This window comes from Psychrobacter aquaticus CMS 56, assembly GCF_000471625.1.
Taxonomy (GTDB): Bacteria; Pseudomonadota; Gammaproteobacteria; order Pseudomonadales; family Moraxellaceae; genus Psychrobacter; species Psychrobacter aquaticus.
This window is the reverse complement of sequence record NZ_AUSW01000034.1, coordinates 102,834-126,950: the sequence shown is the minus strand read 5'-3', so window position 1 is coordinate 126,950 and position 24,117 is coordinate 102,834. Positions and strand designations below refer to the sequence as shown.

Genomic DNA, 24,117 nt, shown 5'->3' with positions numbered 1-24,117 from the left:
TTAAGCCCACAACAGGTTATAAACCTGCTTAGTCAAACATTAAACACTGGCTTAACTAGTGATAATTAAGCATTATTTAATATTGTCTTGTTCAAACATTTTTGGATCATTAAAAGTAACGATTTCTTCTTCAAATTCTGGTTTTACTTTTACCACAAAGTCATCGCGCGATAAACCCATACGTAATGGGATGGAGCTTGCAATATAAGTAGATGAGTAAGTACCAGCCAGCAAACCAATAAAGAGCGCGACTGAGAACCAATATAGTCCATCACCACCCAAGAATAGCATGGCAAGTACCACCAGTAAAACCGTTGAAATAGTCATAATGGTACGGCGTAAGGTTTCGGTTAAAGACAAATCAATCGTTTGGCGCGGTGTTATACCACGGACGCGGCGGAAGTTTTCTCGAATACGATCATAAACAACGATAGTATCGTTTAATGAGTAACCAATCAACGCCAAAATAGCCGCCAAGACCGTTAAGTCAAATGGGAAACCAAATAAGGCAAAGACCCCGATGGTGACAATAGCATCATGGAATAGGGATAATACCGCGCCAAGGGATAACTTAAACTGGAAACGCAGAGCGACATAGCCAAGCATACATACCAATGCCAATACTAACGACATGACGGAACTGAGATAAACCTCATTACCGACTTGGCTACCGATAATATTGACATTGCTGATGTTAGCCGTATTATTGGGCAAAGCCAACGCTTGAGTCAGACTGGCACTAAGTCCATCGACATTATCAGACTGGGGTGGCAAACGTACCAGTAGCTCTTCTCGCGTACCAAGATACTGTACCACCGCATCATCAAAGCCATTATCAGCGAGTGCTTGTACAACTTCAACTTGCTCGACAGGCTGCTCATAACGCACATCTGCAGAAACACCACCAGTAAAATCAAGGCCTAAATTTAGACCGTTCACTGCGATAGCAATGATGCTACCGATGACCATGAATAAAGATAAAAGTGCCATTGGCTTTTCTATCTTCATAAACGGAATAATACGTTGGTTGCTAACCGCTTTGATACCACCTTCAGCTTGTGCTGCTGCGTCATCAGCGGCATCGCCCAACGCTAAATCAGGGTCAATAGCGGTGGTCACACGACGCGTTTGAGTAGCCAATGCTTGACTGTCTTGTTCGCTGCCTTTACCACCACGACGAGTTTTGTTTTTACTTGATGCTGTAGTCGTGGGATTATTGGTTTGGGTGTTGCTGCCTTTGCCATCACGGCGTGGTTTTTTGCGGCGGCGCGTGCTTGCATTAGCTGCATCACTGTTTGTGCCACCTGAGCCATTTCGATCTGGGGTATTCTGCTGTTCTAAAGGATTATTCTTATCGATCGCCATAATGTTCTCCTAACCGATGCTCAGACGTTTGATAGATTTACGCTTACCATAAGCAATTTGTACCAGCGCGCGCGTTACCAAAATGGCAGTAAATAGCGAACTGACAATACCAATAGCTAGCGTAATCGCAAAGCCTTTAATCGGACCGGTCCCAATCGCAAATAGGATAAATGCGACCAATAAGGTTGTAATGTTGGCATCGAAAATACTGCTAAAAGCTCGATCAAAACCTGCCACAATGGCGGACTTTGGCCGTACCCCGTTAGCAATCTCTTCACGTATCCGCTCAAAAATCAGCACGTTGGCATCGACTGCCATACCGATGGTCAAGACGATACCCGCAATACCAGGTAGGGTAAGTGAGGAGCCTAAGATTGACATAATAGCGATGATAATAATAACGTTCACGGCCAGCGCCAAGTTAGCGATAACGCCAAACAGACGATAGAAAATAATCATAAACGCAAAGACTAACAGATAACCAACCTGAGTTGAGAACAGACCTTTATCAATATTTTCTTGTCCCAATGATGGGCCAATGGTGCGTTCTTCTACAAAATACATCGGTGCCGCAAGTGCGCCTGAACGTAATAAAAGGGCAAGCTCGGCTGCTTCGGCGCTACTATCAAGACCAGTAATACGGAAAGATGAACCAAGTACGGCTTGGATGTTGGCGCGGTTGATGACTTTCGTTTCAGCATAAGGCGTTCTTACTTCGACAGTTTCACCCGTCGCTGGGTCTTCTTCATAAGTAATTCTTTGCTTGTTCTCGATGAACAATACAGCCATCTGTTTACCAACAGCCGTACGGGTAGCATTTTGCATCAGCTTGCCGCCAGCACTATCTAGTGTAATACTGACTTCAGGAGAGCCGCTTTCATCAACGCCAGTTTGCGCATTGGTCACTTTATCACCAGTGACGATTGCTTGACGCTCGAGCAATACAGGTGGGCCATCTAGGGTTTCAAATGGGAAAGCTTCAGTACCCGCTGGAGGAATGCCGCCCACATAGTTTTCACTGTCTTCAGCAACCATCCGGAACTCTAGGTTCGCCGTACGTCCAAGAACACGTTTTGCTTCGGCTGTGTCTTGTACACCAGGTAGCTCAACGACGATACGACTGGCACCTTGTGATTGTACTAAGGCTTCAGTAACACCAAGCTCGGCAATACGATTACGTAGGGTAGTTAAGTTCTGATTGACCGCATAGCTATTAATCTCATCGAGCGTGGCATCGTTGTACGCTAAAATTAATGCCGGACCTTGATTATCAATAGAAGATTGTAAACTAAACGTGTTACCCATTGAGCCTTGTAGGATGTTTTGTGCACGGTTGCGCGCATCTGTATCAGCAAAGTGTAAGACCACGCTCCGATCTTCCGTCTTAATACCCTTAATCGCAATGCGCTCAGCACGTAGGTCACGACGCATATCACGACTGGCACTGGTCAAACGCTGCTCAAGTGCCTTGTCCATATCGACTTCTAGCACAAAACGCACACCACCACGTAAATCAAGACCCAGTTTCATCGGTTTCGCACCGATATCACGTAGCCACTGCGGTGTCGTTTGCGCCAAGTTAAGCGCAACCACATAGTTTTCGCCCAAATTCTGACGCAACACTTCTTGAGCTTTTAGTTGGTCGACTGGATTGTTAAGGCGTACCAATGCACTGTTGCCCTCAAACGTACCATCATGATTTTCAAGACCCGCTTCTTCAAGTAAGCTTTGCGACTGGGTTAGGATATCTTCAGACAGCTGTGTACCTGCTGCTGCGCTTGTAATCTGCACGGCAGGTTCGTCAGGGTAAAGGTTAGGGGCGGCATACAGACCGGCAATGATTAGCACGACGGCAATGAGTAAGTATTTCCAAGCGGGATATTGCATAATCACTTCTTTAAGTTGATAAACGACTGGCGACGTAAGCCACAAGTTAGCAGATGGGAAGTTAGCGATAGTAATGGTCGAGTGCTATGTTTGGCACTCGTTGTTATTCACCATTGCGATCATCCGCGGTGATAGTAAAGCGTAAAACAGTAGAGCAGGTAATACAGAACTATACTAGTGAAAAATGACCGCAAATAATGTACGGTCATTTTTATTCATCACGCTTACTCATGATACAACCAATGAATGGTCATCAGTAAGGTGCTATTACTGCTTAAACGCTTTCGATCGTACCAGCAGGCAATACTGAAATAACAGAAGCACGTTGTACTTTCACATCAGTATTATTATTTAAGCTCACAACAGCATAATCGCCTTCTAAGTCTTTGATGCGACCCATCAAGCCACCAGCAAAGATAATTTCACTACCAACCGTTAATGAATTAACCATTGCACGGTGTTCTTTGGTACGTTTAGACTGCGGACGAATCACCAAAAAGTAAAAAATCGCAAAAAAAGCGACAGGCAATAAGATTTGACCGAACAGTGATGCCGCACCAGCAGTTTCAGCAGCATGAGCAGCTTGGATAAATAACAACATAGTTTCTCTCAACAAGTTATAGATAAAAATAAATTTAGACGCATAGTAGCAAAAAATCCCAGACTTGGTAACTGTTAATGATAGGCTGAGTATGTTTTTCTTGAAGCCATGAGATACAAGTAGCCAGTAATTGTCGTGAGAACTGTTTTACCAAACCATTTTTACCAAATCACATAAATAAGCCCAAAGTGCTCAGAGTATAGCAATCTTAACTATATAATGGATGTTAGGCAATGGTGGCGTAATAAAGCGTATCAAAAAATAAAGCCTTAAAAATAGTGACTTATTGTGAAATAGCATTATCAATGCTACTATAAAATGATGGCAATTCCTTGCATTTAGCAGATCGTCTCTTGGGACATAATAAAGTCTAATGTAAGTTACTAAGTCAGTGTAAAACAAATATTTTTCATGATTTTTGTAGATGTCTTTATTTGTTTTAAAATCTGCTTTTGTCATGTTGTTTGCTTATTATATTATGATCCCTTTTCCTTTTTCTATTTAGGTTACCCAACTTGTTCCCCACTCTTATGTTTGCACCTCGTTTATGTCGTCCGCGCGCTTATAAAGAAGCGTCTGGTAAACCTCCTCCGACAAGACGCGATTTTAATCGCACTAAATCAGTTTTTGGGCTGTCAGCGTTAATAGCGATGCCTATGATGCTATTGCCTTATTCTGCTTTAGCAGCGGGGGCAGCAGTAGCGACAGAGGCCTTAGCAGAGCCAACTGCTATGAGTGTACTATTACTGATATTTTTTGTGGTCGTTGCCATTGGTATCTCGTTTGTGTGCTCTTTATCAGAGGCGGCACTGCTGAGCATGACACCATCCTATATTGCGGATGTTCAAGAACACAATCCAAAAAAAGCAAATATGCTAAGACGCTTGAAGGTTGATAATATCGATCAATCGTTGGCTGCTATTTTGACCTTGAATACAGTGGCTCATACGTTAGGTTCCATCGGCGCAGGTGCTCAGGCTACGATTGTGTTTGGTAGTGCTTGGTTTGGGCTGTTTTCTGCATTGATGACCTTAGCCATCTTATTTTTATCTGAAATTATTCCAAAAACACTCGGAACCGTATACTGGCGTCAGCTAAGTGGTCTAGTCGCTTACTTTGTACGCGGCATTATATTGCTACTCTATCCACTTATTTGGATTTCAGAACGGCTGACGAAAATGCTTGTACGTGGCAAAGAACCGCAAGCATTTAGCCGTCGTGAGTTTGCTGCGCTTGCCAGTATCGGTGAAGAGTCAGGACAAATTGATCCGCTAGAGTCGCGCATTATTCGTAACTTATTGGCATTTGGTGCTATCAAGGTCGAAGATATTATGACCCCGCGTTCTGTGATGCTAGCATTTGAAGAGAATAAGACCGTTGCTGAACTGCTGGTTGATCGGCCAAAACTCACATTTTCACGATTGCCAATTTATGATGGTGACCTAGATAATATTACGGGTTTTGTATTAAAAACAGATATGTTATTGGCAAAAGTCAATCATGCGATGCATAAGCCGTTGACTCAGTTTAAAAGAGACATTACGTTTGTATTCTCCAAAATGAAACTGTTTGATTTATTAGAGCTCATGCTAAAAAACCGTATTCATATTGCAATTACGGTTGGTGAGTACGGCGAAGTCAAAGGCTTGGTTACTTTAGAAGATGTGTTTGAGACCTTATTGGGTCTTGAGATTGTGGATGAAATAGACCGTGTCGAAGACATGCAGGCACTGGCTCGGCAGATGATGGACAGACGAGTAGAGCGTCTGGGCATGAAGCTTAGTGACGATGAACAATATGAAGACAACGGTACAGAAACCAAGTTTTAAGATAGATTGTTAAATAGGTCTTCATCTGGGTGAGAAAAGTATAAGGTCATCGTTATTTCAAAAATAGCGGTGTCATGTGCTGGGTAGTTTGTTATTCGCAATAATTACACAGGGTGTCACATAGCTGTGAGAATTAAATGATAGTCTCACACTATGATACAAATGTGCTGTTATGAGTATTAAATATATCGACTAAGAATACAGACATCAAAATGAAAGACATAGAGTAAAAGCCTCGGATCAGTTTATAACCAAATAACTGTCTTTTATTAAGTGATAGAAGAACGTTAATCATCACTGTATGACAACAACGAAAACCGTATCGCTAAGGATTATCATGAAACAATTATTGGGAAAGAGGCTTTTGGCGCTATTGATGAAAGGTGCTGGTGTGGCGGCTATCGTTGCAGTGGCAAGTGCTGTGAGTGTCAGTGCGCAAGCGGCAACCATGACAGAAGCGTTGGTACAAAACTATGTAGCAGCAATGAAGTCATCAGCAAATAGTCGAGATGTCAATCAAGTTGCTCGTCTTGTATCAGATGACGCACTGATTTCTTTATCTCGAAAAGGTAAGTCTACTAGCTTAGATAAAGACGCTTATTTACGATTGCTACAAAGCAGTTGGAGTGATACTTCTAATTATCGCTATGATATTGCTGTAGACAACATCGTGATTACAGGCTCGCAAGCCAAAGCCAATGTTACGACCAATGAAAGCTGGATAAAAGATGGTCAACAAGTTTCGTTTGTTACAAACTCAAGAGTGACCTTAACGGTGGCAACGGGTAATGCGGTGCTATTACGTGCAGTATCACAAGTAACCATTAATTAAATAGCTAGTAATTAAGTAACTGGCTGGCAATCAACGAAACATTATCTGTTTTATGATGGATTGACTACATTAGCGTGGTCTTTGCTTTACATTGCGTACTATACTACCAAGCAACTTTCTCTTATTATTTCTTGTCGTTAGGAAAATTTTAATATCATGTCTACTGTACTATCAAACTCTCGCTCATTTTTTGCGTTGCCATTGACGCTTGCGGTATCCACTTTACTTATCAGCGCTTGTAGTAATACGTCAACGGTAAAACAGGGTGCGACCAATAGCACGTCTGTCATTACCAAACGTCCCGCTACGCAAGCGCCTGCAACAAGTAGTACTGATTATTCAACCGCCTATTTGGATGCGGAGAGTTTGGATGAGTTGGCCGATTTGCTAGAAGCTACTGATATGACAATGGTAGAAGGCAATAAACTTGCCATTCAGCAATACGGTGATTTATGGAATCGTCTGCGTGCTGGTTATCGCATGAATGGTGGTCAGCCGATTTATAATCAGCGTATTGAGGGACAAAAGAGTTGGTTTACCAGTCGCCAAGATTATCTAAACCGTCTGACTGCGCGTGCCAGTCGCTATATCTACCATACGGTAAGAGAGGCTGAGCGTCGTAATATTCCGACCGAGCTGGCTTTACTACCAGTGATCGAGAGCTCCTATGATCCAAGTGGTACCAGTAGTGCAGCTGCAGCCGGTTTGTGGCAGTTTATTCCAAGTACGGGCCGAATTTATGGTTTGAATCAAAGCAGCACCTATGATGGTCGCCGTGATGTTATCGAATCGACGCGTGCCGCTTATGACTTTTTGACGGCACTACACAATCAGTTTGGTAGTTGGGAGTTGGCATTAGCCGCTTATAATGCAGGTCCTGGTCGTGTGCAAAAGGCAATTGATGCCAATGCCGCGCGTGGATTGCCCACTGATTATTGGTCACTCCAATTGCCTACTGAAACCATGAATTATGTGCCACGCTTTTTGGCAGTAGCCGAAATCGTTGCCAAGCCTGAGCAGTATGGTGTCTATCTACCTGCTATTGCTAATCGTCAGCATTTCCGTAGCGTGCCAGTAAATTATGGCGTCAGTCTGGCTGAAGTGTCACAGTTGACAGGGGTGAATTATGATGAGCTACAGCGCTTGAATACAGCACTGACTTCAGGGCGTGTTGATTCTTCGGGCCCGCAGCGTATCATCATCCCCAATGATGTAAACCTGAATACCGATGCTAAATTAAGCTCGTTGAGAGGTAATGGTACGGGTAATGTATTGGCAGCCGCCAATAACACAAGTACCCCGACCACAACCACGCCAGATTATAATAGCAAACCATACACATCGTCATCACTGCCCTCTACTGGTAGTGCCTTGGCTGATTATGCAGCCAGTGCTAGTGTGCCTCAGCAAACGACAAGCTACATTTCGCCATCTGTTCAGCCAACCAGCAGTTCTGTTTATAGCGGTAGTGCGTCAGTTCGTACTGAGCCACCATTAACCACTGCTGAAACAAACAAGATCAACACTGAGCTTAAAAACAGTAACAGTCTACCGACGACCTCTGCTCAAATTACACGGAACAACACGATTGTCCAAGAACCGCCGCTAAGCAAAGAAGAACGTGACTTTATTGCCAATCAAATTCGAAGTAATACGCCTGAAACCAATGTCATCAATGCTGATGGTAATATCAATCTATCGGCAGTACAGACACAGCAGTCTATTTTAGAAGCCAGTGGTGGAGAGAAAAAACTTAGCTTTGCGCAGACTTCAGTAAGTAAACCAAAACCCCAAGGCGCACGTACCACCTATACCGTCAAGCGTGGTGATACGTTGTCTAATATTGCCAGTCGTGCTGGTGTGAACTGGCGTGATATTGCAGAATGGAACCAAATAGACGCCAGCGCTAAGCTGTTATCTGGTAGCACCTTGTATTTATACAATGCTAAAACCATCCAGCCGTTAAGTACGGCTAGCAATACCGCAGCCAGTCAGCCTGAAAGCTACGTGGTACAAAGTGGCGATACCTTGATTGGTACGGCCAATCGCTTTGGTTTATCAGTCACACAGCTTGCCAGCTATAATAACCTTAGCAGCCGTGCTGACCTACTTAGAGGTCAAAAGCTATGGTTAATACCGGGTAAAGTCACCGCGCCTGCGACGACACCTGCTGCACCTGCAACCAAACCAAAACAATCAAATACTGCTACCAAAAACTATCGAGTAAAAGCGGGTGATGGCTTGATTGCCTTAGCACGTCAGTTCAATATCCCAACTAATACTTTGGCTACTCTTAATGGTATGGGCTCAACAGACTCGCTATACGTCGGACAAACCCTAAAAGTACCCGCCAGCGTTGACTTTAATTCAGCTGTTACGACCTCTAGTAGCGCAAGCAGCTCAATTTCTGTAGCTACCACTAATTATAAAGTCAAATCAGGCGACACTTTAATCGGCATCGCTAATAGCGTAAGAATTAGTCCAGCAGAGCTGGCTGCCGTGAATAGTAACTTTGATGCCAAAGCACGCTTGCAACGTGGACAAACCATCAAAGTGCCAGTGTCTAAAGAATTGGTAGATCGTCAGCTAAATGACAAACAAGTCAGTTATAGAGTGAAGTCAGGGGATACTTTGACAGGGGTGGCGCAACGCTACAATATTGAGATAAGTGATTTAGCCGCCGCCAACAATCTAAAAACCAACGCTAATCTTATACTTGGGCGTACGATTACTATTCCAGCCAGCGGCAGTGTCACAACTGCTAGCGCTTCTAATAGCACTAAGCAAAGTAGTAGCAGTTCGGCTAGCACTGCAAGCAGTAGTGGCAAAAAACTGGGCAACACTGAGAGCTATAAAGTTAAGTCAGGCGATGGTTTGATTGCTCTAGCACGTCAATTTGGTGTGTCAGTAGAGGATTTGGCAGTGACCAATGACTTGGCAACCAATGCTCAGCTGCAGCGTGGCCAAACCCTTAAAGTACCAAAGGTCACGGTAAGCTATACCGTCGGATCAGGTGATAGCTTAATTGCCTTAGCACGTAAATATGGTATATCTACGCAAGAGCTGGCTGAGATGAACAATATCGCCGCGAATACTATGCTACAGCGTGGTCAGCGTCTGACCGTACCCAATCGCTAATCGCTGATTTATTGTTAAAACAAATATAAGCTCAGCGAATTTAAACCCTAACAAACAAAAAAGCTGCTCTTATAAAGAGCAGCTTTTTTATATATAAATCTCTGACAATGTTGGTGAATTAAACAGTTTGAGTCTTTATCGTCTCAAGATAGCTTCTGATGTTACTGACGTAATGCATTGCTTGACCATAGCGACTATTAGACGCTTTATTGTCAGCCAGATACGCATAAACGTTTGCCCAATTTTTGTCATCAATACCTTGATCTCTCAGTTTACGTTGAATACTTTTTACGGCATTCGGCCCCATATTGTACCCAGCGAGCGCAAACCAAATACGGTCGGTTTTTGGTACATCAGCAAACGAATCCTTCATTTGCTCTAGGTATCGTGCGCCGCCGCCAATACTTTGATAAGGATCTACTCGATCTGCGACGCCCATCGCTTTGGCTGTGTTATTGGTCAGCATCATGAGGCCACGCACACCAGTTGGTGATACTGCATTGGCATCAAGATGTGACTCTTGATAACCCATCGCCACTAACAGTTCCCAATCATGATTATAATTGCGTGCTTGCTCTTCAAAAGAAGATTGATAATCAGGCAACTTCTCTGTCAGCGTTTTTTTGAAATGGTCTTGACTATAAGCATCTTTGAGTAAGTTCTGGTTATAAAATGCAGCAAGTTTTTGTGTGTTTTGTAGTTTGATATTATCACACAAAAAGTAACTGGCTTTTTTGGATAACGGGTCATTGGACGAGCTAAACGTCCAGCTGACCTTTGGATGCAAACCATTTTTTGTCAAACTGGCATCATAACCACAGCTGACATTGATAGATGACAAATTAAGCCGGCTTTTTAACTGAGTGCTGGCTGTTGTCAATGCCATATCTGCTTGACCTGATCTTACCGCTTTTAATGCTGCATCTTCATTGGCATAAGCTCTGAGATCAATATCGACACCCAGCTCATCAGCATAACTATTTACCAAATCAAAGCCAAAGCCATGCTGAAAACCATCGGTGGCAAAATACGTGCTGTCACCTGGGACAGCCGCGATGGTTAAAGTGTCTTCTGACATAACACGGTCATAGGCTGGTATTTGCACACCCATCGTCGTCAGACTCTGCGCAGGCAAAGAGAGCAGGGCGATACTAGAGACTTGAGCCAGTTTTTTGGTTCTGGCAAAACGAGCTGAGGCTGTTGGGGTAACGGATGAAACGATGTTACTTTTAGTGTTTAGTCGTTGCTTGGATGGACGCAATAAATAAGAAATACGGCGTTTCGCCCCTTGCGCAGATACTTTTACACGATAAGTAATACGCTGCATGGATGTCTCCTGATTTTAGCCATCCTGCTTACCTTAAAATGTTAACGAGTTATGCACATAAAACACGCATACATCGATGTCACATTTTAGATGGCACTGCGCTTTTTAACGATACAAACGCAATGCCACCTTGTTTAATCATGGTTCAGCTAACAATGCTACTAGATACTTTATAAAAACTAGCGGCACAGTTTCTCAATTAACTATCTATCGACATAGAATCTAAGAGGTTTATAACACCACTCTCAAAATCTGAACACAGCAACGCGAAGGATGTGGATCAGATGATTCCTTCATCGATGATAAACAGCGCTAATATCGAAACAGCTATAGATTAAACACAGATAAGGTCATGAATAAGTTATTAAAACAAAATCGTAGACTAATTGAGTTGGTCGAACGCATCATTAGTAACTGATACTAAACACGCGTTCAACCGTTACTACGCAAAAATCAATCACCCTTTGTCCTTTAAATTGTTTATGACAAAGTATATAAGTGACGATAATTCATTGTTCAGCCATAAGGGCAAGCAAATAATGCTAAACCGTTATTGCGACACTTAAATGATAGACATCGTACGTCAATTGGTACGCAGTCTAAAAGCTCATTAATCATACAAGATAATAAGATTGTAGGCAGTAACCGTCATTTAAGCGCTATAACCGGAAGCTATAATAATGGGAAGTCTCATGACAAGACGTTCTTTCTTACAAGAGATAATATGCGGATATCTCTTGTATTATTCAAGTGTGGTTAAGAAATTAGTGATAAAACTTAACAATCGATCTATAGACGGTTAAAAATAGCCTCGTTATGTGTCTGTTTATGAAAAATATAGCAGGCACAGCAAGCAAGAAAAATTTGTATTAGTCCTGCTGTATGTCTTTTATATTGACTTGACTATAGACCCAATCAGCTAAGCAGGATTGTCAATATCAATAAAAGTCACCGGTAACCCAAACTGCTGAGCAATGATATCGCCCAATGCTTGAATGCCACCACGTTCTGTCGCATGATGACCACAAGCAAAATAATCAATGCCAAGCTCACGAGCGATATGCGTGGTACGCTCCGATATTTCACCAGAGATAAAGGCGTCACAGCCCATCACTGCGGCTTGCTCAATCATATCTTGCGCACCGCCAGTACAGATGCCAACGCGTTCGATGAGCTTGTCATTACCTTTTGTAATAGCATTACTGTTAACATGAGCATAATTGGCAGAGATATGTAATGGTGTGCGTCCTAAGGCTTTGGTAATCTGAGCAATAAGACTATCAGCATTCTGCGGTATACAAGTAGAGATGTTACCAACAGGATGTGATTCGCTAGGATAGAGTGCGCCTGTGATGTTCATATCTAGCATCTCAGCCAGTTTTGCATTGTTACCAACTACTGGATGCGCATCAAGAGGCAGATGATAACCAATCATAGAGATGCCATGTTGCATCAGTTTACGGATACGTCGACCTTTCATTCCTGTGATAGGGGCAGGTTCGCCTTTCCAAAAATACCCATGATGCACCATAATCGTATCCGCATTGGCAGCGATGGCGGCATCAATCAGGGCTTCACAAGCGGTGACACCAGTGATAATGCGCTGTACCGCTCGTCCACCGTCCACTTGTAAACCATTGGGTGCATAGTCTTTAAAAGCGCCTGCCGATAAGTAGTCGTCACAAAATTGCGTTAACTCCTGTACGCTAATGGTGATAGGCGGCGCGTCAGTTGCGATATGGTTGGCTGTCATTTTTTCTTTCCTTATCATTATTGCAGTAGAATAAGCACTCATAAACTTTGGATAATTTTTTATCTAACAGTTTTTGTCATGGCCATTTTAACATGAGGCTGTAAGAGTGTAGATAAGGCTAATAACTGAAATGGTACACGATACGTTACAATTTGGCGGTGTTGACGGTTATAATTTACCTACGTGAGCCTATCCAATAATTGCTATATAACGGTGTGGCTTTCGCGAGGGACTTGATTACTTATATTTAGTAAACCATTATTTCTTTATCTAATTTATTTTTGTCTGTTTGTATCAAATTTATAGAGGCTTTATATGTCGTCATCTCGGAACACCAGTAACAAGGCGTCTTTACTAAAATGGTTACCTTGGGTTTTATTGCTGATAGTGATTACAGCGTTTATCTGGTTGTTTACGAGCATGAATAAGACATCAGAGAACGCGTGGGAGCCACCACGGACGACACCTGCTGAACAGCAAGCGTCTGCTCCAGTTGCCGATACCCCAGCACCTATTTCCTCTTATCATAATGCAGTCGCTCGTGCATCGCAGTCGGTCGTCAATATCTATACCACACAAACGATGGCAGAGCATCCTTATATGGATGATCCGGTTTTGCGCCGGTTTTTTGAATATCATGGCGGGCCGTCACAAGAGCAGGGCAATACCAATTTAGGCTCGGGCGTGATTGTGTCAGAAGATGGGTATATCGTTACCAATGCTCATGTCATCGAAAAAGCAGATGAAATTACCGTTGCCTTTAATGATGGTCGTAAGAGCCGGGCTAAGGTGGTTGGTACGGATCCAGACAGTGATTTGGCTGTCATTAAAGTTGATATGACAGGATTGACACCATTAGGGTTCCGTAAAGATCCTATTCGGGTAGGCGATTTGGCATTAGCAATTGGTAATCCATTTGGTGTGGGGCAGACGGTCACCCAAGGTATCATCTCAGCGACAGGTCGTACTGGGCTGGGTGTAAACAAGTTTGAAGATTTTATTCAAACCGATGCGGCGATCAATCCCGGTAATTCGGGCGGAGCGCTGGTCGATGCTCGCGGTGAGTTGGTTGGCATTAACACAGTGATTTTCTCACGTTCTGGTGGCTCAATGGGTATTGGCTTTGCCATTCCTACTGCTATCGTTGAACAGGTCATGAATGCGCTGATTAAAGATGGCAGAGTGAGTCGTGGTTGGCTCGGTATTGAGATACAATCACAGTTGCGCGATCCGACGCAGCTTGAGACGTCCACGGGCGTAGAGGTTCTTAGTGTCGTACCGGAAGGTCCTGCTGCTAAGAGTGGACTGCGCATCGGTGATATCATTTTGACAATCGATGGTGTCGAGATGACAGATGCTAACACTTTGATTCAGTATGTTGCTCGCAAATCACCCAATACCAAGCTGAATGCACAGATATTGCGTCAAGGTAAAAATGCGCAAGTAGAGATATTGTTAGAGGAGCGTCCAGTACAAGAATCGATTGAGCGTCCAGTGGTCATGATGGAAGATGAGGGTATTGGTCAGCAAGGCTTACAAAGTATGCCGCAAGAAGAGGTCCCTATGATGTCAGAAGCAGAGCGTGACCGCATGCGTGAAGAGTTATTAAAGTTGTTTGAAAGAGATGGTGCACCTTTATAAAAACAACATTTAGCTTTTTATAAGCAATAAAAAAGCGCGCTATCTTTTGAGATAGCGCGCTTTTTGTTATAGGTGATTCTAAGTAAAGAAATATAACCATGACAACGTACGGCTAGGATAATATTTATTGTTTGAACCAACCACATTACTTTGCGAGCGGTTCATGATTGATATAAATCACCCCTTGGACACGGCAGCAGCAAGGGAGGATTTCATCTTCCTCAATCATAGCAAGTGGCGCAAATGGATAGTCAACCGTATGTGAGCTAGCAATGCGCTTGACTCGACAGCTGCCACAGTAGCCCTCGCGGCATTGATAGTTTACATCATGCCCTGTGCGTAGCAGTCCATCTAGCAGACTTTCGTCATCATGCAAGTAAAACTGCTTTTTACTGGTCATTACCCAAGTCATAGTTGATCCTATTGGGATATGTCTTTGCTATTACCGCTACTATTAACGCATAAAACGGTTACAGTTCAAAGTCATCAAAATCGCTGTCTGATAAATCAGAATCAATCTGACCCACCAAGTACGAGCTAATCTCGGTCTCTTGCGGCGCAACTTGCACGTTGTCTGATGACAACCATGTATTGATCCACGGAATCGGGTTTGATTTTGATTTCGGGAACGCCGCTGGCAAGCCGACCGCTTCCATACGCAAGTTGGTGATGTATTCGATATATTGGCACAGAATGTCTTTATTCAAACCAATCATCGAACCATCTTTGAACAGATAGCCTGCCCACTCTTTTTCTTGTTCGGCAGCTTTGCGGAAGATTTCGATACTGTCTTCATAGCACTCTGCGGCAATCTCAACCATTTCTGGATCGTCACGACCATTACGCATGAGGTTCAGCATGTGCTGTGTACCCGTCAAATGCAGCGCTTCGTCACGCGCAATTAATTTAATAATCTTGGCATTGCCTTCCATCAGTTTGCGCTCAGCAAAAGCGAACGAGCAGGCAAATGACACATAAAAGCGAATGGCTTCTAGGACATTAACCGCCATGATGCATAGATACATCTGCTTTTTCAGTGATCTCAAATCAACAGTAACTTGCTCGCCGTTGATGTTGTGCGTACCCGCACCGTACAAGCTATAGAGCTGTGAGTTGCGGTACAAATCATCATAGTACTGGGCGATATCAGAGGCACGGCCTAAAATATGCTCATTTTGCATGATGTCATCAAAGATAATATTGGGATCATTGACGATATTACGAATGATATGCGTATAGCTGCGTGAGTGAATGGTTTCAGAGAACGACCATGTCTCAATCCACGTTTCAAGCTCAGGGATAGACACTAGCGGCAATAGCACCACGTTTGGACTACGACCTTGGATAGAGTCGAGTAGGGTCTGGTACTTGAGGTTGCTCAAAAATATGTGCTGCTCATGCGAGGACAGATTGCTAAAATCGATACGATCACGTGACACATCAACTTCTTCTGGACGCCAAAAGAACGACAGCTGCTTTTCAATCAATTGCTCAAAGATCGGATGCTTTTGTTGGTCATAGCGGGCAATATTGACCGGCTGACCAAAGAACATTGGCTCTTTGAGCGCATTGTTTGGCGTTTGAGAAAAAATCGAGTAAGTCATGGGACTGCCTTTATAATTGATACGGTTATTAATGTGAATGTTAAAAATGCTGCTTTAAAAATACTGTGTATCGCTATTTCAAAATAAAATCGATACATGCATAACGACGTGCTACTGGTATAAATATTTCTTGCTTGCTGTTCGCAAGCGCGTGACAGAGGCTACGAAACTTTTATTCTAGAAACATGTATACCAGTAGCACTGTATCGATTTTACAGTGTATTGACGATATTATAGATTCTCTAGTGATATCTGTGAGGATTCTTGTCCATCATTCATATAGGCTTTGAACATCTCGCTCAGCTCACTATCATCTAATGCTTCTAATTCATCAAGTGCGCTCTTGCGCAGTGTACTCACATCAGCGTTTTCCAATGTTTTTTGTACTTCTTTTTTGGTCTGCTTCTTCACCTGCTTTTTGGGTGCTCTTGGCGCGTCTGTCTTTAACTCTACACTTGCGCTTAACTGCTGACGCACGTCGGCAATATCAACCTCGACTTGTACGATATGCGAGCCACCATCGTTTATGTCTGAAAATACGTTTGGGATAAACAAACCACCGTCTTTGATGATTGCGGTATATTGCACATGACCTCCGTTATTCTTATTGCTGTTTACGTGTTTTCATTATGGTTGACGCGTCGCTAGACTGTCATATACTTTGTTATTTTCTCTTTTGCCGACTGCTAATACATAAACGACCACCACGTCATCTTTGACGGTATATACCAGACGATAACCTATGGTGCGTAATTTAATTTTATAAGTATCTGTGTGTCCTGAGAGTTTTGACGCAGGCACATGAGGGTTTGATAATCGTTGCTGTAATTTTTTCTTAAACTGCTGCTGAATATTTGGTGCTATCTTTTTCCATTCTTTTAACGCTAACGGGTGAAACTCAAGACTATAAGTCATCTAAAGTTACCTTTACAGGTATCTGACCATCATTCATCCGGGCGCTAACAGTTTGGCTTAATGCCATATCGTCCATCGCTTCCATCATGCGCTCAAAAACGTCGGTTGAGACTAAGTACGCCACGGGTTTGTTGTGGTTTAAAATAGCAATCGATTCACCATCTGACTGTTTTATCAATGCCGAAGGATTGTTTTTTAGCTCTGAAATACTGGCTGTTTGTGTCGCAAATATTGGTTGCATGATTCATTCTCCGTTAAAATTATGCTCTAAATATAGGGATAATTTTAGCACGAAAATTAGGTCTTATTTGTTAATCTTTTTGCGTGTAATTTGTAGGGTGTGCCTTGCGCACCTTTAAACATAATTTCTATATCATCGGTGCGCTGGGCGCACCCTACAACTAATGCGCTGGTTGTATAATATGTAGTGCTTGGTGAAACATTTTGTGAATTTTTATCCATTTAGATTGACTACATTCAAAACTGGATTTGTGAGAGGAGTGGCGAAAAGACCAATCAAAGCTGTCAGGCAAATTGTCTGAAATGCCAATTATACCTGTTCGATAAAAACAGCTTAATATTTCGAAAGTAACATCATCTTTTTGATATATATCTTCATCTATAAAATTATAAATGACACTCGTGACTTCATCATTAACTTTATTTTTTTTAAATATTTGATAAAGATTTAGAATATTATCTTCTGATAAATTTCGTTGAAAGCTAGTTATGCTTATTACTTCTTCAGAATTTGATAATATATGTGTCATATACTGTAATGATGGATAAATGTCATACCACTCTTCATACAACCCCTTTAGTCTATCTTTAGAGTACTCTTTCTCAGCACGATAAATAGCACTCCATTCGACCAAATTTTTTTCAACTGACTCACTCAAACAGTAGTTTACAAAGTGTAGTATGTCTCTAGGTCTCCAAAAAGTTCTTTTAAGAAGATATTGCCATGCATCACCGTTTCTACTATTAGTTGAAGGGAATAAATGTTCAAATTTAATATCTACATTTGTATATTGATGCATAAATAGAAAAGAAATACGTTTGTTAACTACTTCTTTTAATAATTTATCTGTCCATTTTAAATTATATATAATTGACTGTAGCTTATCTTCTTGGAATCCACTAGATCTTGTCTTTTCCAGTGTTAATTGATATAAATCCACTCTCAAAGATACTAAGATTTTTACATTTTTTATATTTCTAAATTGCCTTATCTCTTCAATCAAACCTTTAATTAAGCTGTACTTCACCTCTATTGAGACCCAGTTTTCATCGAGCCTATCTATCAATAAATAATATGGTTTCTTACTATCGTTAAAAACATGTTTGTCCATTAAGTCGATAACTTTAGATAGGTGAGATATTTGTAGATTATTGACTATTTTTTGAGCTCTATGTTTTACCTGAATTTTTTGTTCTTCAGATAAATTTTGTCCTGCTGCTAAAGATAACTTATTTTCGAGAAATCCTGCTTCGAACTCTCCGCTTATATCACTAGAAAAACTTTTAACTATTTCTTCAATGTTTTCTACAGTCTCTACCCAATACTTGTCAGACCAAGTTTCTAAATAATTTAATGCGGTCTTTTCTTCAGGTCTGCGTATTAAATCTTTTAAGTCATTTATAAATTGAAAAAATTTATTTTTATCTTCTATATGGGGGTATTTTAGTTTGAGAAACTCAACAGTCAGAATATGACGCCAAAGATATTTATAAAACAGATCCAAATTTACATCGTTTTCTGTCAAAAATTTTATTATATTTGAATTGTCAATATATCTTAAAAACACACCTTCTAGATCAAGTAGTTTTGAGTGTTCTTTATCTATCGAGTTATTTACGGTTATTAATGATGCTGTTTTACCTGCTCCAGGTCTTCCTAAAATTAGTGCTTCGCTAGAGCTTGTATCTACTAATATTTCAATAATATTGTTATCAACATAACATTCTGATAAGAATTTAGTATCATTTTCAGCATCTAGTTGACCTATTTTCATATTAGGTCTTATTGTTATATTTTCCATAATAATTATTACCAATTATAAGTAATAGTTCATGTAGCGTAACTCCACTACGTCCATTCCCTAGAAAGTTTCATAGCACTAAACAGCGGACTTAACCCAAGAGCCAAACCCGCCGCCTATCAATAGCTTAAATCTTACAAGCCCCGCCAGCACAATCATCTTCCATATCTGCTTGGGCATCGTTCGCACCATCACGAGTATTATGGTAGTACAACGTCTTCACACCCATTTTATAAGCGTTTAGCAAGTCTTTTAGCAATATCTTCATCGGGACACGGCCGCCTTCATAACGAACCGGATCGTAGTTGGTATTGGCAGAGATACTTTGATCGACGAACTTTTGCATGACAGCGACCAGCTTTAGGTAACCGTCATTGTTTGGCATTTGCCATAGTAGCTCATACTGATCTTTTAGTTTGTCAATCTCAGGCACGACTTGCTTTAGGATGCCATCTTTTGACGCTTTGATAGAGACCAGACCACGTGGTGGCTCGATACCATTGGTCGCGTTGGCAATCTGACTAGAGGTCTCAGACGGCATCAAGGCGGTTAGGGTCGAGTTGCGTAGACCGTGCTCCGTGATCTCGCCACGTAGCGTTTCCCAATCGAGGTGTAGCGGCTCTTGGCAGATTTTATCCAAGTCGGCTTTGTACGTATCAATCGGCAAGATACCTTGCGAATACGTGGTCTCATTAAAGGCAGGGCACGCACCTTGCTCTTTTGCCAATTTGTTTGACGCTTTCAAGAGATAGAATTGCAATGCTTCAAACGTTTGATGCGTTAGACCAAGCGCGCTGTCGTCTGAATAGCGTACGCCATTTTTGGCAAGGTAATACGCATAGTTAATCACGCCCACACCAAGCGTACGACGACGCATACTGCCGTTTTGAGCGGCTTTGACTGGATAGTCTTGATAGTCGAGCAGGGCATCAAGCGCACGCACGATTAGCTCGGCTGGCTCTTCAATGTCGCTAACGTTTTCGACTTTACCCAAGTTGACCGCTGACAGCGTACACAGGGCGATTTCGCCTTCTTCGTCATTGATGTTATCCATCGGTTTGGTCGGTAGAGCAATTTCCATACATAGGTTTGACTGGCGAATTGGCGCAACCGTCGGGTCAAATGGGCTATGCGTGTTGCAATGATCGACATTTTGGATATAGATACGACCCGTACTGGCGCGCTCTTGCATCATCAGACTAAACAAGTCTGCGGCTGGAATTTGGCGGCTACGAATAGCAGGGTCATTCTCATACTTGGTGTATAACTCTTCGAACTTGTCTTGATCTTCAAAGAACGCATCATACAAGCCAGGGGTGTCACCTGGTGAGAATAGCGAGATGTCTTGACCTTTGATGAGGCGAGTGTACATCGTTTTGTTTAACTGGACGCCGTAATCCATATGACGGACACGGTTGTCTTCGACGCCGCGATTGTTTTTGAGTACCAGTAATGACTCAACTTCTAGATGCCATAGTGGATAGAACAATGTCGCAGCACCGCCACGGACGCCGCCTTGTGAGCAGCATTTCACCGCGGTTTGGAACAGTTTGTAGAATGGGATACAACCTGTATGCTGTGCTTCACCGCCACGGATAGGGCTACCAAGGGCGCGGATACGACCAGCGTTGATGCCGATACCAGCACGCTGTGACACATAGCGTACGATGGCACTGGTGGTCGCGTTGATTGAGTCTAGGCTATCACCACATTCGATCAATACACACGAGCTAAACTGGCGTGATGGTGTACGTACACCTGACATGATGGGCGTTGGTAGTGAGATTTTGAACTGAGACGTCGCATCATAGAAGCGTTTGACATAGTCTAGGCGATCTGACTTGTCATACTGGCTAAACAAGCACATACCGACCAGCATGTACAAGAACTGCGGGCTTTCATAGACAGTCTTGCTCACACGATCTTGAACGAGGTATTTACCCGCCATTTGCTCAACGGCAGCATACGCCAAATTCATATCGCGCCAGTGGTCAAGGTATGCTTCTAGCTCGTCAAATTCGGCACGGCTATAATCGGCCAAGATATGCTCATCATATTTGCCAGCGTCGGTCAGTTTTTTGACATGATCATAAAGGTGCGGTGGCGTGAATCTATTGTAAGCAATTTTACGCAGATGGAAGATCGCCAAACGTGCCGCTAGATACTGATAATCAGGCGTCGTTTCAGAAATAAGGTCAGCTGCTGACTTAATAATCGTCTCATGGATATCGCGCGTCTTAATGCCTTCATAAAACTGAATGTGCGATTTTAGCTCAACTTGCGACACAGACACGTTATCCAAACCGTGAGCTGCCCACGCTATGACCTTATGAATTTTATCTAAATCAATAGGCTCTAAACGTCCATCACGTTTGGTTACTTGGATTTTATCAATATGTGTCATGTTGCCCTCTTAAGTGGATTACTTATAATGATGCTGCACGGGTCATACTCGGCAAGCATTCTTTATAACGCTATAACATTCGGTCACGGTAGATGATTTTTTAGGCAAAAAGCTACCGCTACTCATAGTGATGGTTCAAATCACTGAGTACTACATATAGCGTGTTTGTTAGTAGGTAGGCACAATATAGCGGGAAAATTTTGAAAATACTATATTGATTTTAGGAAGAAACTATGTTGCTGGCTGTCCAAAATTTGGCAAAGGACGATGGGGTAAGGGTTAGACGCGATTGACCAAAATAATAAATTTTTTGTAAAAATTGGATGGTCGTTTGCTTTTTATTCTTTGGTAAATCATCGACCGATAGAGGCCGTCATGAGGATAATAATAAGGGCGCAGATTGTACAGCAAACCACAAAAAATCGCCACCCATATGAGTGACGATTTGGATAATGTAGGAAGCCATTTTTTAACTTATAAAACCATGCGTACAGTTTTGGCATTATCAAGTGACGCATAAAGTGCATTAACTTGCTCAGCGTCTGTTAAATATAAATTGACTCGTGCTGAGTGAAAGCGACCCGTTTTAGACGGTTTGACTTCGATAGAGGCCAAATCAAACTCTGGAAACTGACTGCCCAAGATAAGCTTTACTTCATTGAGCAAGCTTTCATACTCGCCTTCGTGACCAATGATGCTCAAAGGATAGTTCATTGGAAAGTCCCAAAGCTCAGGGTTCTGAATGTCTGTCTTTTTGCCCTTTAAAGCGCTTTTATTGGTTGCCAATTCGGTCACGTTAACCGATTTTTTACTCGCTTGTGCTGGGTTGCTGGTGTCTTTTGGATCATCGCTCATAATGTGGTCTCACTTTTTAAAAAATATTAGCTAGTAAACTATCGCTCTTAATATGGCTTTCAATTTAACATTGTTTTCGATAAAGCCAAAACGCTTAGACATGCTCAGTTTTTAAGAACTCAGCGCCCAGATTGTTGTCTTTATCAAGGGTAGTCGTTTTATTTCCTATTTATAGTGGTATATGAGGGATTATTCAAGTGCTGTGACGACTGTAGATTTTTAATAGAGCTAAAGAGGTTAAGTCACACCATTACGGTAAGTAGCCCTTTATCGGTGCGATATCAGACGGAATGTCTGTGTCTCCCAGTGCCTCTAACAAGTTGATCTCGATAGTACGCGACAATGCCGTAAGGGGCAGTTGATTGGCTGCCAAACCGAAAGGCTCTTCAAGCTCCTCACTAAGCGCATCAAGACCAAAAAAGGTATAGGCAATCACCGCGCAGATTAACGGCGTTGCCCAGCCTAGTGAAGCCACCAAGCCAAAAGGTAACATAATACAATACAGATAGGTCGTGCGATGCACCAATAGCATATAGGCAAATGGCAGTGGTGTATTATGAATGCGCTCGCAGGCCGCCAAGACAATGGTCATAGAGGTCAGACGTTCGTCCATGTTTTGTACCATGTGCTCTGACGTCAGTTGCTGACATCGAATGTCTCCAAGCTGTTTACCGAGCAAACGCATCAGGTAATCAGGCAAATTGTGCGCTTGGCGCATGCTGGCATGATGAATAGGGTTTACGAAGCGTTCGATATCCTGCCAAGGCTCAGTACCACGCAGACGATGGCGTACAGCATGAGCAAATGCGATGGTCAGGTGCACCATGCTTTTCTGAGCGGTATGTCCAGTTTCGTCTTCTTCATCTATAAAGGAGAGTAATTGGCGTGTTAGGCCGCGGGAGTCATATACCAATTGCCCCCAGAGTCCTCGAGCCTCCCACCAACGCTGATAGCTCGCGTTGTTACGAAACCCTAAAAACAACGATAAGGCGATCCCTAGTAAAGTAAAAGTTGCCGTACCATAATAAGGGAAGGAGTCGGGAACCCAATGCTGAATAATTGTGATGACAGTACTGAGGATGGTAACCAGTAAAATTTGCGGATAGATTTTTGGAATGATTGAACCGCGAAAAGCGAAAAATATTTTGAAAGGGTGGGGTTGTTGCCGAACAATCATGTCAGTTTCCTAGCGATCAGATATAGCCAATCCAGAATAAAAGAGCGACAGGTTAAATAGCGCCTTGCTGAGATAAATTTGCCTCAGAGGCAAGTGTGCTGCATACAAATCGAGTGACGCAAAACCTTAAAATCAAGATTTAAGTCCCGATAGAATGACATTAAAGGCGGCCAAAGCATTTGGTAATGCTTTTTGTGGATTAGGATTGGAGGCAATCCAAAGTGAGGCGTTCATAGCGGCACCATTTATAAGCATGGACGCGGCTTCTGGATCTACTTCCTTCATCGTTCCTTCTGCGATTAACTGAGTCACAATCTGCTTGGTAGACAATAAGCAGCGATTTTGACTGGGCCAAAGAGAGGGATCTCCTAAAACAGCAGGGCCATCCAACAAGATAATTCTCTGAATTTCTGGATCAAGCGCGCTTTCGATATAAGTCTGTCCCTCAATCATCAATCCTTGCCAAAGGTTATCGCATCCTTCTGTTTTGGTTTTGGCTTTTTCTACCATCTCCAAGTCTATTTCTTCAACGACGGCAGCAAACAACCCTTTTTTGTCGCCAAAATTGTGGTAAAGCGCACCTCTGGTCAGATTTACATCCGCAGTTAGCTTATCCATTGATGTATCTGAATAACCGTATTCAGCAAATGATTTTCTGGCGGCAGCGATTATGCTTCGTTTGGTTTCAGCCATTTTTAATGCACGTTTTGACATAGTGTTGTCTTCAAAATTAAAAATTAAAATTAC

Annotated in this window: 19 protein-coding genes; 4 read left to right on the top strand and 15 right to left on the bottom strand. The window is 42.5% G+C overall.

The genetic code is table 11. The annotated features are described in order from the left end of the window. Positions 1-72: 72 nt before the first annotated feature. The 3 genes from secF to yajC all read right to left on the bottom strand — a co-directional run bounded on the left by secF (position 73) and on the right by yajC (position 3,853). Complete coding sequence (gene secF, locus M917_RS10115) at positions 73-1,365, bottom strand: protein translocase subunit SecF (RefSeq protein WP_021814740.1); 1,293 nt, start codon at positions 1,363-1,365, stop codon at positions 73-75. Between the two features lie 9 nt (positions 1,366-1,374). Then, the gene (gene secD, locus M917_RS10110) at positions 1,375-3,252 is read right to left on the bottom strand and encodes a protein translocase subunit SecD (RefSeq protein ID WP_021814739.1); all 1,878 of its coding nucleotides are present in this window, start codon (positions 3,250-3,252) and stop codon (positions 1,375-1,377) included. A gap of 274 nt (positions 3,253-3,526) precedes the next feature. After that, positions 3,527-3,853: a preprotein translocase subunit YajC gene (gene yajC / locus M917_RS10105; protein ID WP_021814738.1), complete on the bottom strand. Its 327-nt coding sequence runs from the start codon at positions 3,851-3,853 to the stop codon at positions 3,527-3,529. 530 nt (positions 3,854-4,383) lie between these two features. Between yajC and M917_RS10095 the strand changes: the two genes are divergently transcribed. The 3 genes from M917_RS10095 (at position 4,384) to M917_RS10085 (ending at position 9,652) form a co-directional block, all read left to right on the top strand. Further along, a complete protein-coding gene (locus M917_RS10095) occupies positions 4,384-5,682 on the top strand; it encodes a hemolysin family protein (RefSeq protein WP_021814737.1) in 1,299 nt (432 codons plus the stop codon). Between the two features lie 337 nt (positions 5,683-6,019). Continuing rightward, positions 6,020-6,514, top strand: coding sequence for a nuclear transport factor 2 family protein (locus tag M917_RS10090; RefSeq protein WP_021814736.1), 495 nt, complete (start codon positions 6,020-6,022; stop codon positions 6,512-6,514). Positions 6,515-6,670: 156 nt separating this feature from the next. Then, positions 6,671-9,652, top strand: coding sequence for a LysM peptidoglycan-binding domain-containing protein (locus tag M917_RS10085; protein WP_021814735.1), 2,982 nt, complete (start codon positions 6,671-6,673; stop codon positions 9,650-9,652). A 118-nt stretch (positions 9,653-9,770) separates the two neighbouring features. Here the strand turns inward: M917_RS10085 and M917_RS10080 are convergent, their stop codons facing one another. Together M917_RS10080 and M917_RS10075 are read right to left on the bottom strand one after the other, a co-directional pair. Further along, positions 9,771-10,979 carry a transglycosylase SLT domain-containing protein gene (locus M917_RS10080; protein WP_021814734.1) on the bottom strand — a complete coding sequence of 403 codons (1,209 nt, stop codon included), beginning with the start codon at positions 10,977-10,979 and terminating at the stop codon, positions 9,771-9,773. Between the two features lie 919 nt (positions 10,980-11,898). Continuing rightward, complete coding sequence (locus M917_RS10075) at positions 11,899-12,732, bottom strand: Nif3-like dinuclear metal center hexameric protein (protein ID WP_021814733.1); 834 nt, start codon at positions 12,730-12,732, stop codon at positions 11,899-11,901. 315 nt (positions 12,733-13,047) lie between these two features. On the opposite strand from M917_RS10075, the gene M917_RS10070 reads away from it, so the two are divergent. Next, positions 13,048-14,373 (top strand): S1C family serine protease, encoded by a 1,326-nt coding sequence (locus M917_RS10070; RefSeq protein ID WP_021814732.1) that lies wholly within the window; start codon positions 13,048-13,050, stop codon positions 14,371-14,373. Between the two features lie 145 nt (positions 14,374-14,518). Here M917_RS10070 and yfaE read toward each other — a convergent pair whose 3' ends face one another. The 10 genes from yfaE to M917_RS10020 form a co-directional block, all read right to left on the bottom strand. Then, positions 14,519-14,785, bottom strand: a complete 267-nt coding sequence (gene yfaE / locus M917_RS10065; RefSeq protein ID WP_021814730.1) for a class I ribonucleotide reductase maintenance protein YfaE — start codon at positions 14,783-14,785, stop codon at positions 14,519-14,521. Positions 14,786-14,843: 58 nt separating this feature from the next. Further along, a complete protein-coding gene (gene nrdB / locus M917_RS10060) occupies positions 14,844-15,977 on the bottom strand; it encodes a class Ia ribonucleoside-diphosphate reductase subunit beta (RefSeq protein ID WP_021814729.1) in 1,134 nt (377 codons plus the stop codon). A 231-nt stretch (positions 15,978-16,208) separates the two neighbouring features. Beyond that, entirely contained in the window at positions 16,209-16,565 is a 357-nt protein-coding gene (locus tag M917_RS10055; RefSeq protein ID WP_021814728.1) for a hypothetical protein, read from the bottom strand. A gap of 39 nt (positions 16,566-16,604) precedes the next feature. After that, positions 16,605-16,892: a type II toxin-antitoxin system RelE family toxin gene (locus tag M917_RS10050; RefSeq protein WP_021814727.1), complete on the bottom strand. Its 288-nt coding sequence runs from the start codon at positions 16,890-16,892 to the stop codon at positions 16,605-16,607. Continuing rightward, the gene (locus tag M917_RS10045) at positions 16,882-17,133 is read right to left on the bottom strand and encodes a type II toxin-antitoxin system Phd/YefM family antitoxin (protein ID WP_021814726.1); all 252 of its coding nucleotides are present in this window, start codon (positions 17,131-17,133) and stop codon (positions 16,882-16,884) included. The genes M917_RS10050 and M917_RS10045 overlap by 11 nt, the downstream gene beginning before the upstream one ends. A gap of 160 nt (positions 17,134-17,293) precedes the next feature. Further along, entirely contained in the window at positions 17,294-18,934 is a 1,641-nt protein-coding gene (locus M917_RS10040) for a P-loop ATPase, Sll1717 family (protein WP_021814725.1), read from the bottom strand. A 127-nt stretch (positions 18,935-19,061) separates the two neighbouring features. Further along, entirely contained in the window at positions 19,062-21,338 is a 2,277-nt protein-coding gene (nrdA, locus tag M917_RS10035) for a class 1a ribonucleoside-diphosphate reductase subunit alpha (protein ID WP_021814724.1), read from the bottom strand. A 474-nt stretch (positions 21,339-21,812) separates the two neighbouring features. Next, positions 21,813-22,193: a YbeD family protein gene (locus M917_RS10030; RefSeq protein ID WP_021814722.1), complete on the bottom strand. Its 381-nt coding sequence runs from the start codon at positions 22,191-22,193 to the stop codon at positions 21,813-21,815. Between the two features lie 250 nt (positions 22,194-22,443). Continuing rightward, positions 22,444-23,370 carry a bestrophin family protein gene (locus M917_RS10025; protein ID WP_021814721.1) on the bottom strand — a complete coding sequence of 309 codons (927 nt, stop codon included), beginning with the start codon at positions 23,368-23,370 and terminating at the stop codon, positions 22,444-22,446. A 132-nt stretch (positions 23,371-23,502) separates the two neighbouring features. Then, positions 23,503-24,084 (bottom strand): TetR/AcrR family transcriptional regulator, encoded by a 582-nt coding sequence (locus M917_RS10020; protein WP_021814720.1) that lies wholly within the window; start codon positions 24,082-24,084, stop codon positions 23,503-23,505. Positions 24,085-24,117 lie beyond the last annotated feature (33 nt).

Excerpts from the sequence above, each read along its gene's own strand:
- M917_RS10095 (WP_021814737.1), top strand. The coding sequence starts at position 4,384 with ATGTTTGCACCTCGTTTATGTCGTCCGCGCGCTTATAAAGAAGCGTCT.
- M917_RS10070 (WP_021814732.1), top strand. The coding sequence starts at position 13,048 with ATGTCGTCATCTCGGAACACCAGTAACAAGGCGTCTTTACTAAAATGG.
- nrdB (WP_021814729.1), bottom strand. The coding sequence starts at position 15,977 with ATGACTTACTCGATTTTTTCTCAAACGCCAAACAATGCGCTCAAAGAG.
- M917_RS10045 (WP_021814726.1), bottom strand. The coding sequence starts at position 17,133 with ATGCAACCAATATTTGCGACACAAACAGCCAGTATTTCAGAGCTAAAA.
- M917_RS10040 (WP_021814725.1), bottom strand. The coding sequence starts at position 18,934 with ATGGAAAATATAACAATAAGACCTAATATGAAAATAGGTCAACTAGAT.
- yajC (WP_021814738.1), bottom strand. The coding sequence starts at position 3,853 with ATGTTGTTATTTATCCAAGCTGCTCATGCTGCTGAAACTGCTGGTGCG.
- M917_RS10025 (WP_021814721.1), bottom strand. The coding sequence starts at position 23,370 with ATGATTGTTCGGCAACAACCCCACCCTTTCAAAATATTTTTCGCTTTT.
- M917_RS10080 (WP_021814734.1), bottom strand. The coding sequence starts at position 10,979 with ATGCAGCGTATTACTTATCGTGTAAAAGTATCTGCGCAAGGGGCGAAA.
- secF (WP_021814740.1), bottom strand. The coding sequence starts at position 1,365 with ATGGCGATCGATAAGAATAATCCTTTAGAACAGCAGAATACCCCAGAT.
- yfaE (WP_021814730.1), bottom strand. The coding sequence starts at position 14,785 with ATGACTTGGGTAATGACCAGTAAAAAGCAGTTTTACTTGCATGATGAC.
- secD (WP_021814739.1), bottom strand. The coding sequence starts at position 3,252 with ATGCAATATCCCGCTTGGAAATACTTACTCATTGCCGTCGTGCTAATC.
- M917_RS10020 (WP_021814720.1), bottom strand. The coding sequence starts at position 24,084 with ATGTCAAAACGTGCATTAAAAATGGCTGAAACCAAACGAAGCATAATC.
- M917_RS10050 (WP_021814727.1), bottom strand. The coding sequence starts at position 16,892 with ATGACTTATAGTCTTGAGTTTCACCCGTTAGCGTTAAAAGAATGGAAA.
- M917_RS10030 (WP_021814722.1), bottom strand. The coding sequence starts at position 22,193 with ATGAGCGATGATCCAAAAGACACCAGCAACCCAGCACAAGCGAGTAAA.
- M917_RS10090 (WP_021814736.1), top strand. The coding sequence starts at position 6,020 with ATGAAACAATTATTGGGAAAGAGGCTTTTGGCGCTATTGATGAAAGGT.
- M917_RS10075 (WP_021814733.1), bottom strand. The coding sequence starts at position 12,732 with ATGACAGCCAACCATATCGCAACTGACGCGCCGCCTATCACCATTAGC.
- M917_RS10085 (WP_021814735.1), top strand. The coding sequence starts at position 6,671 with ATGTCTACTGTACTATCAAACTCTCGCTCATTTTTTGCGTTGCCATTG.
- nrdA (WP_021814724.1), bottom strand. The coding sequence starts at position 21,338 with ATGACACATATTGATAAAATCCAAGTAACCAAACGTGATGGACGTTTA.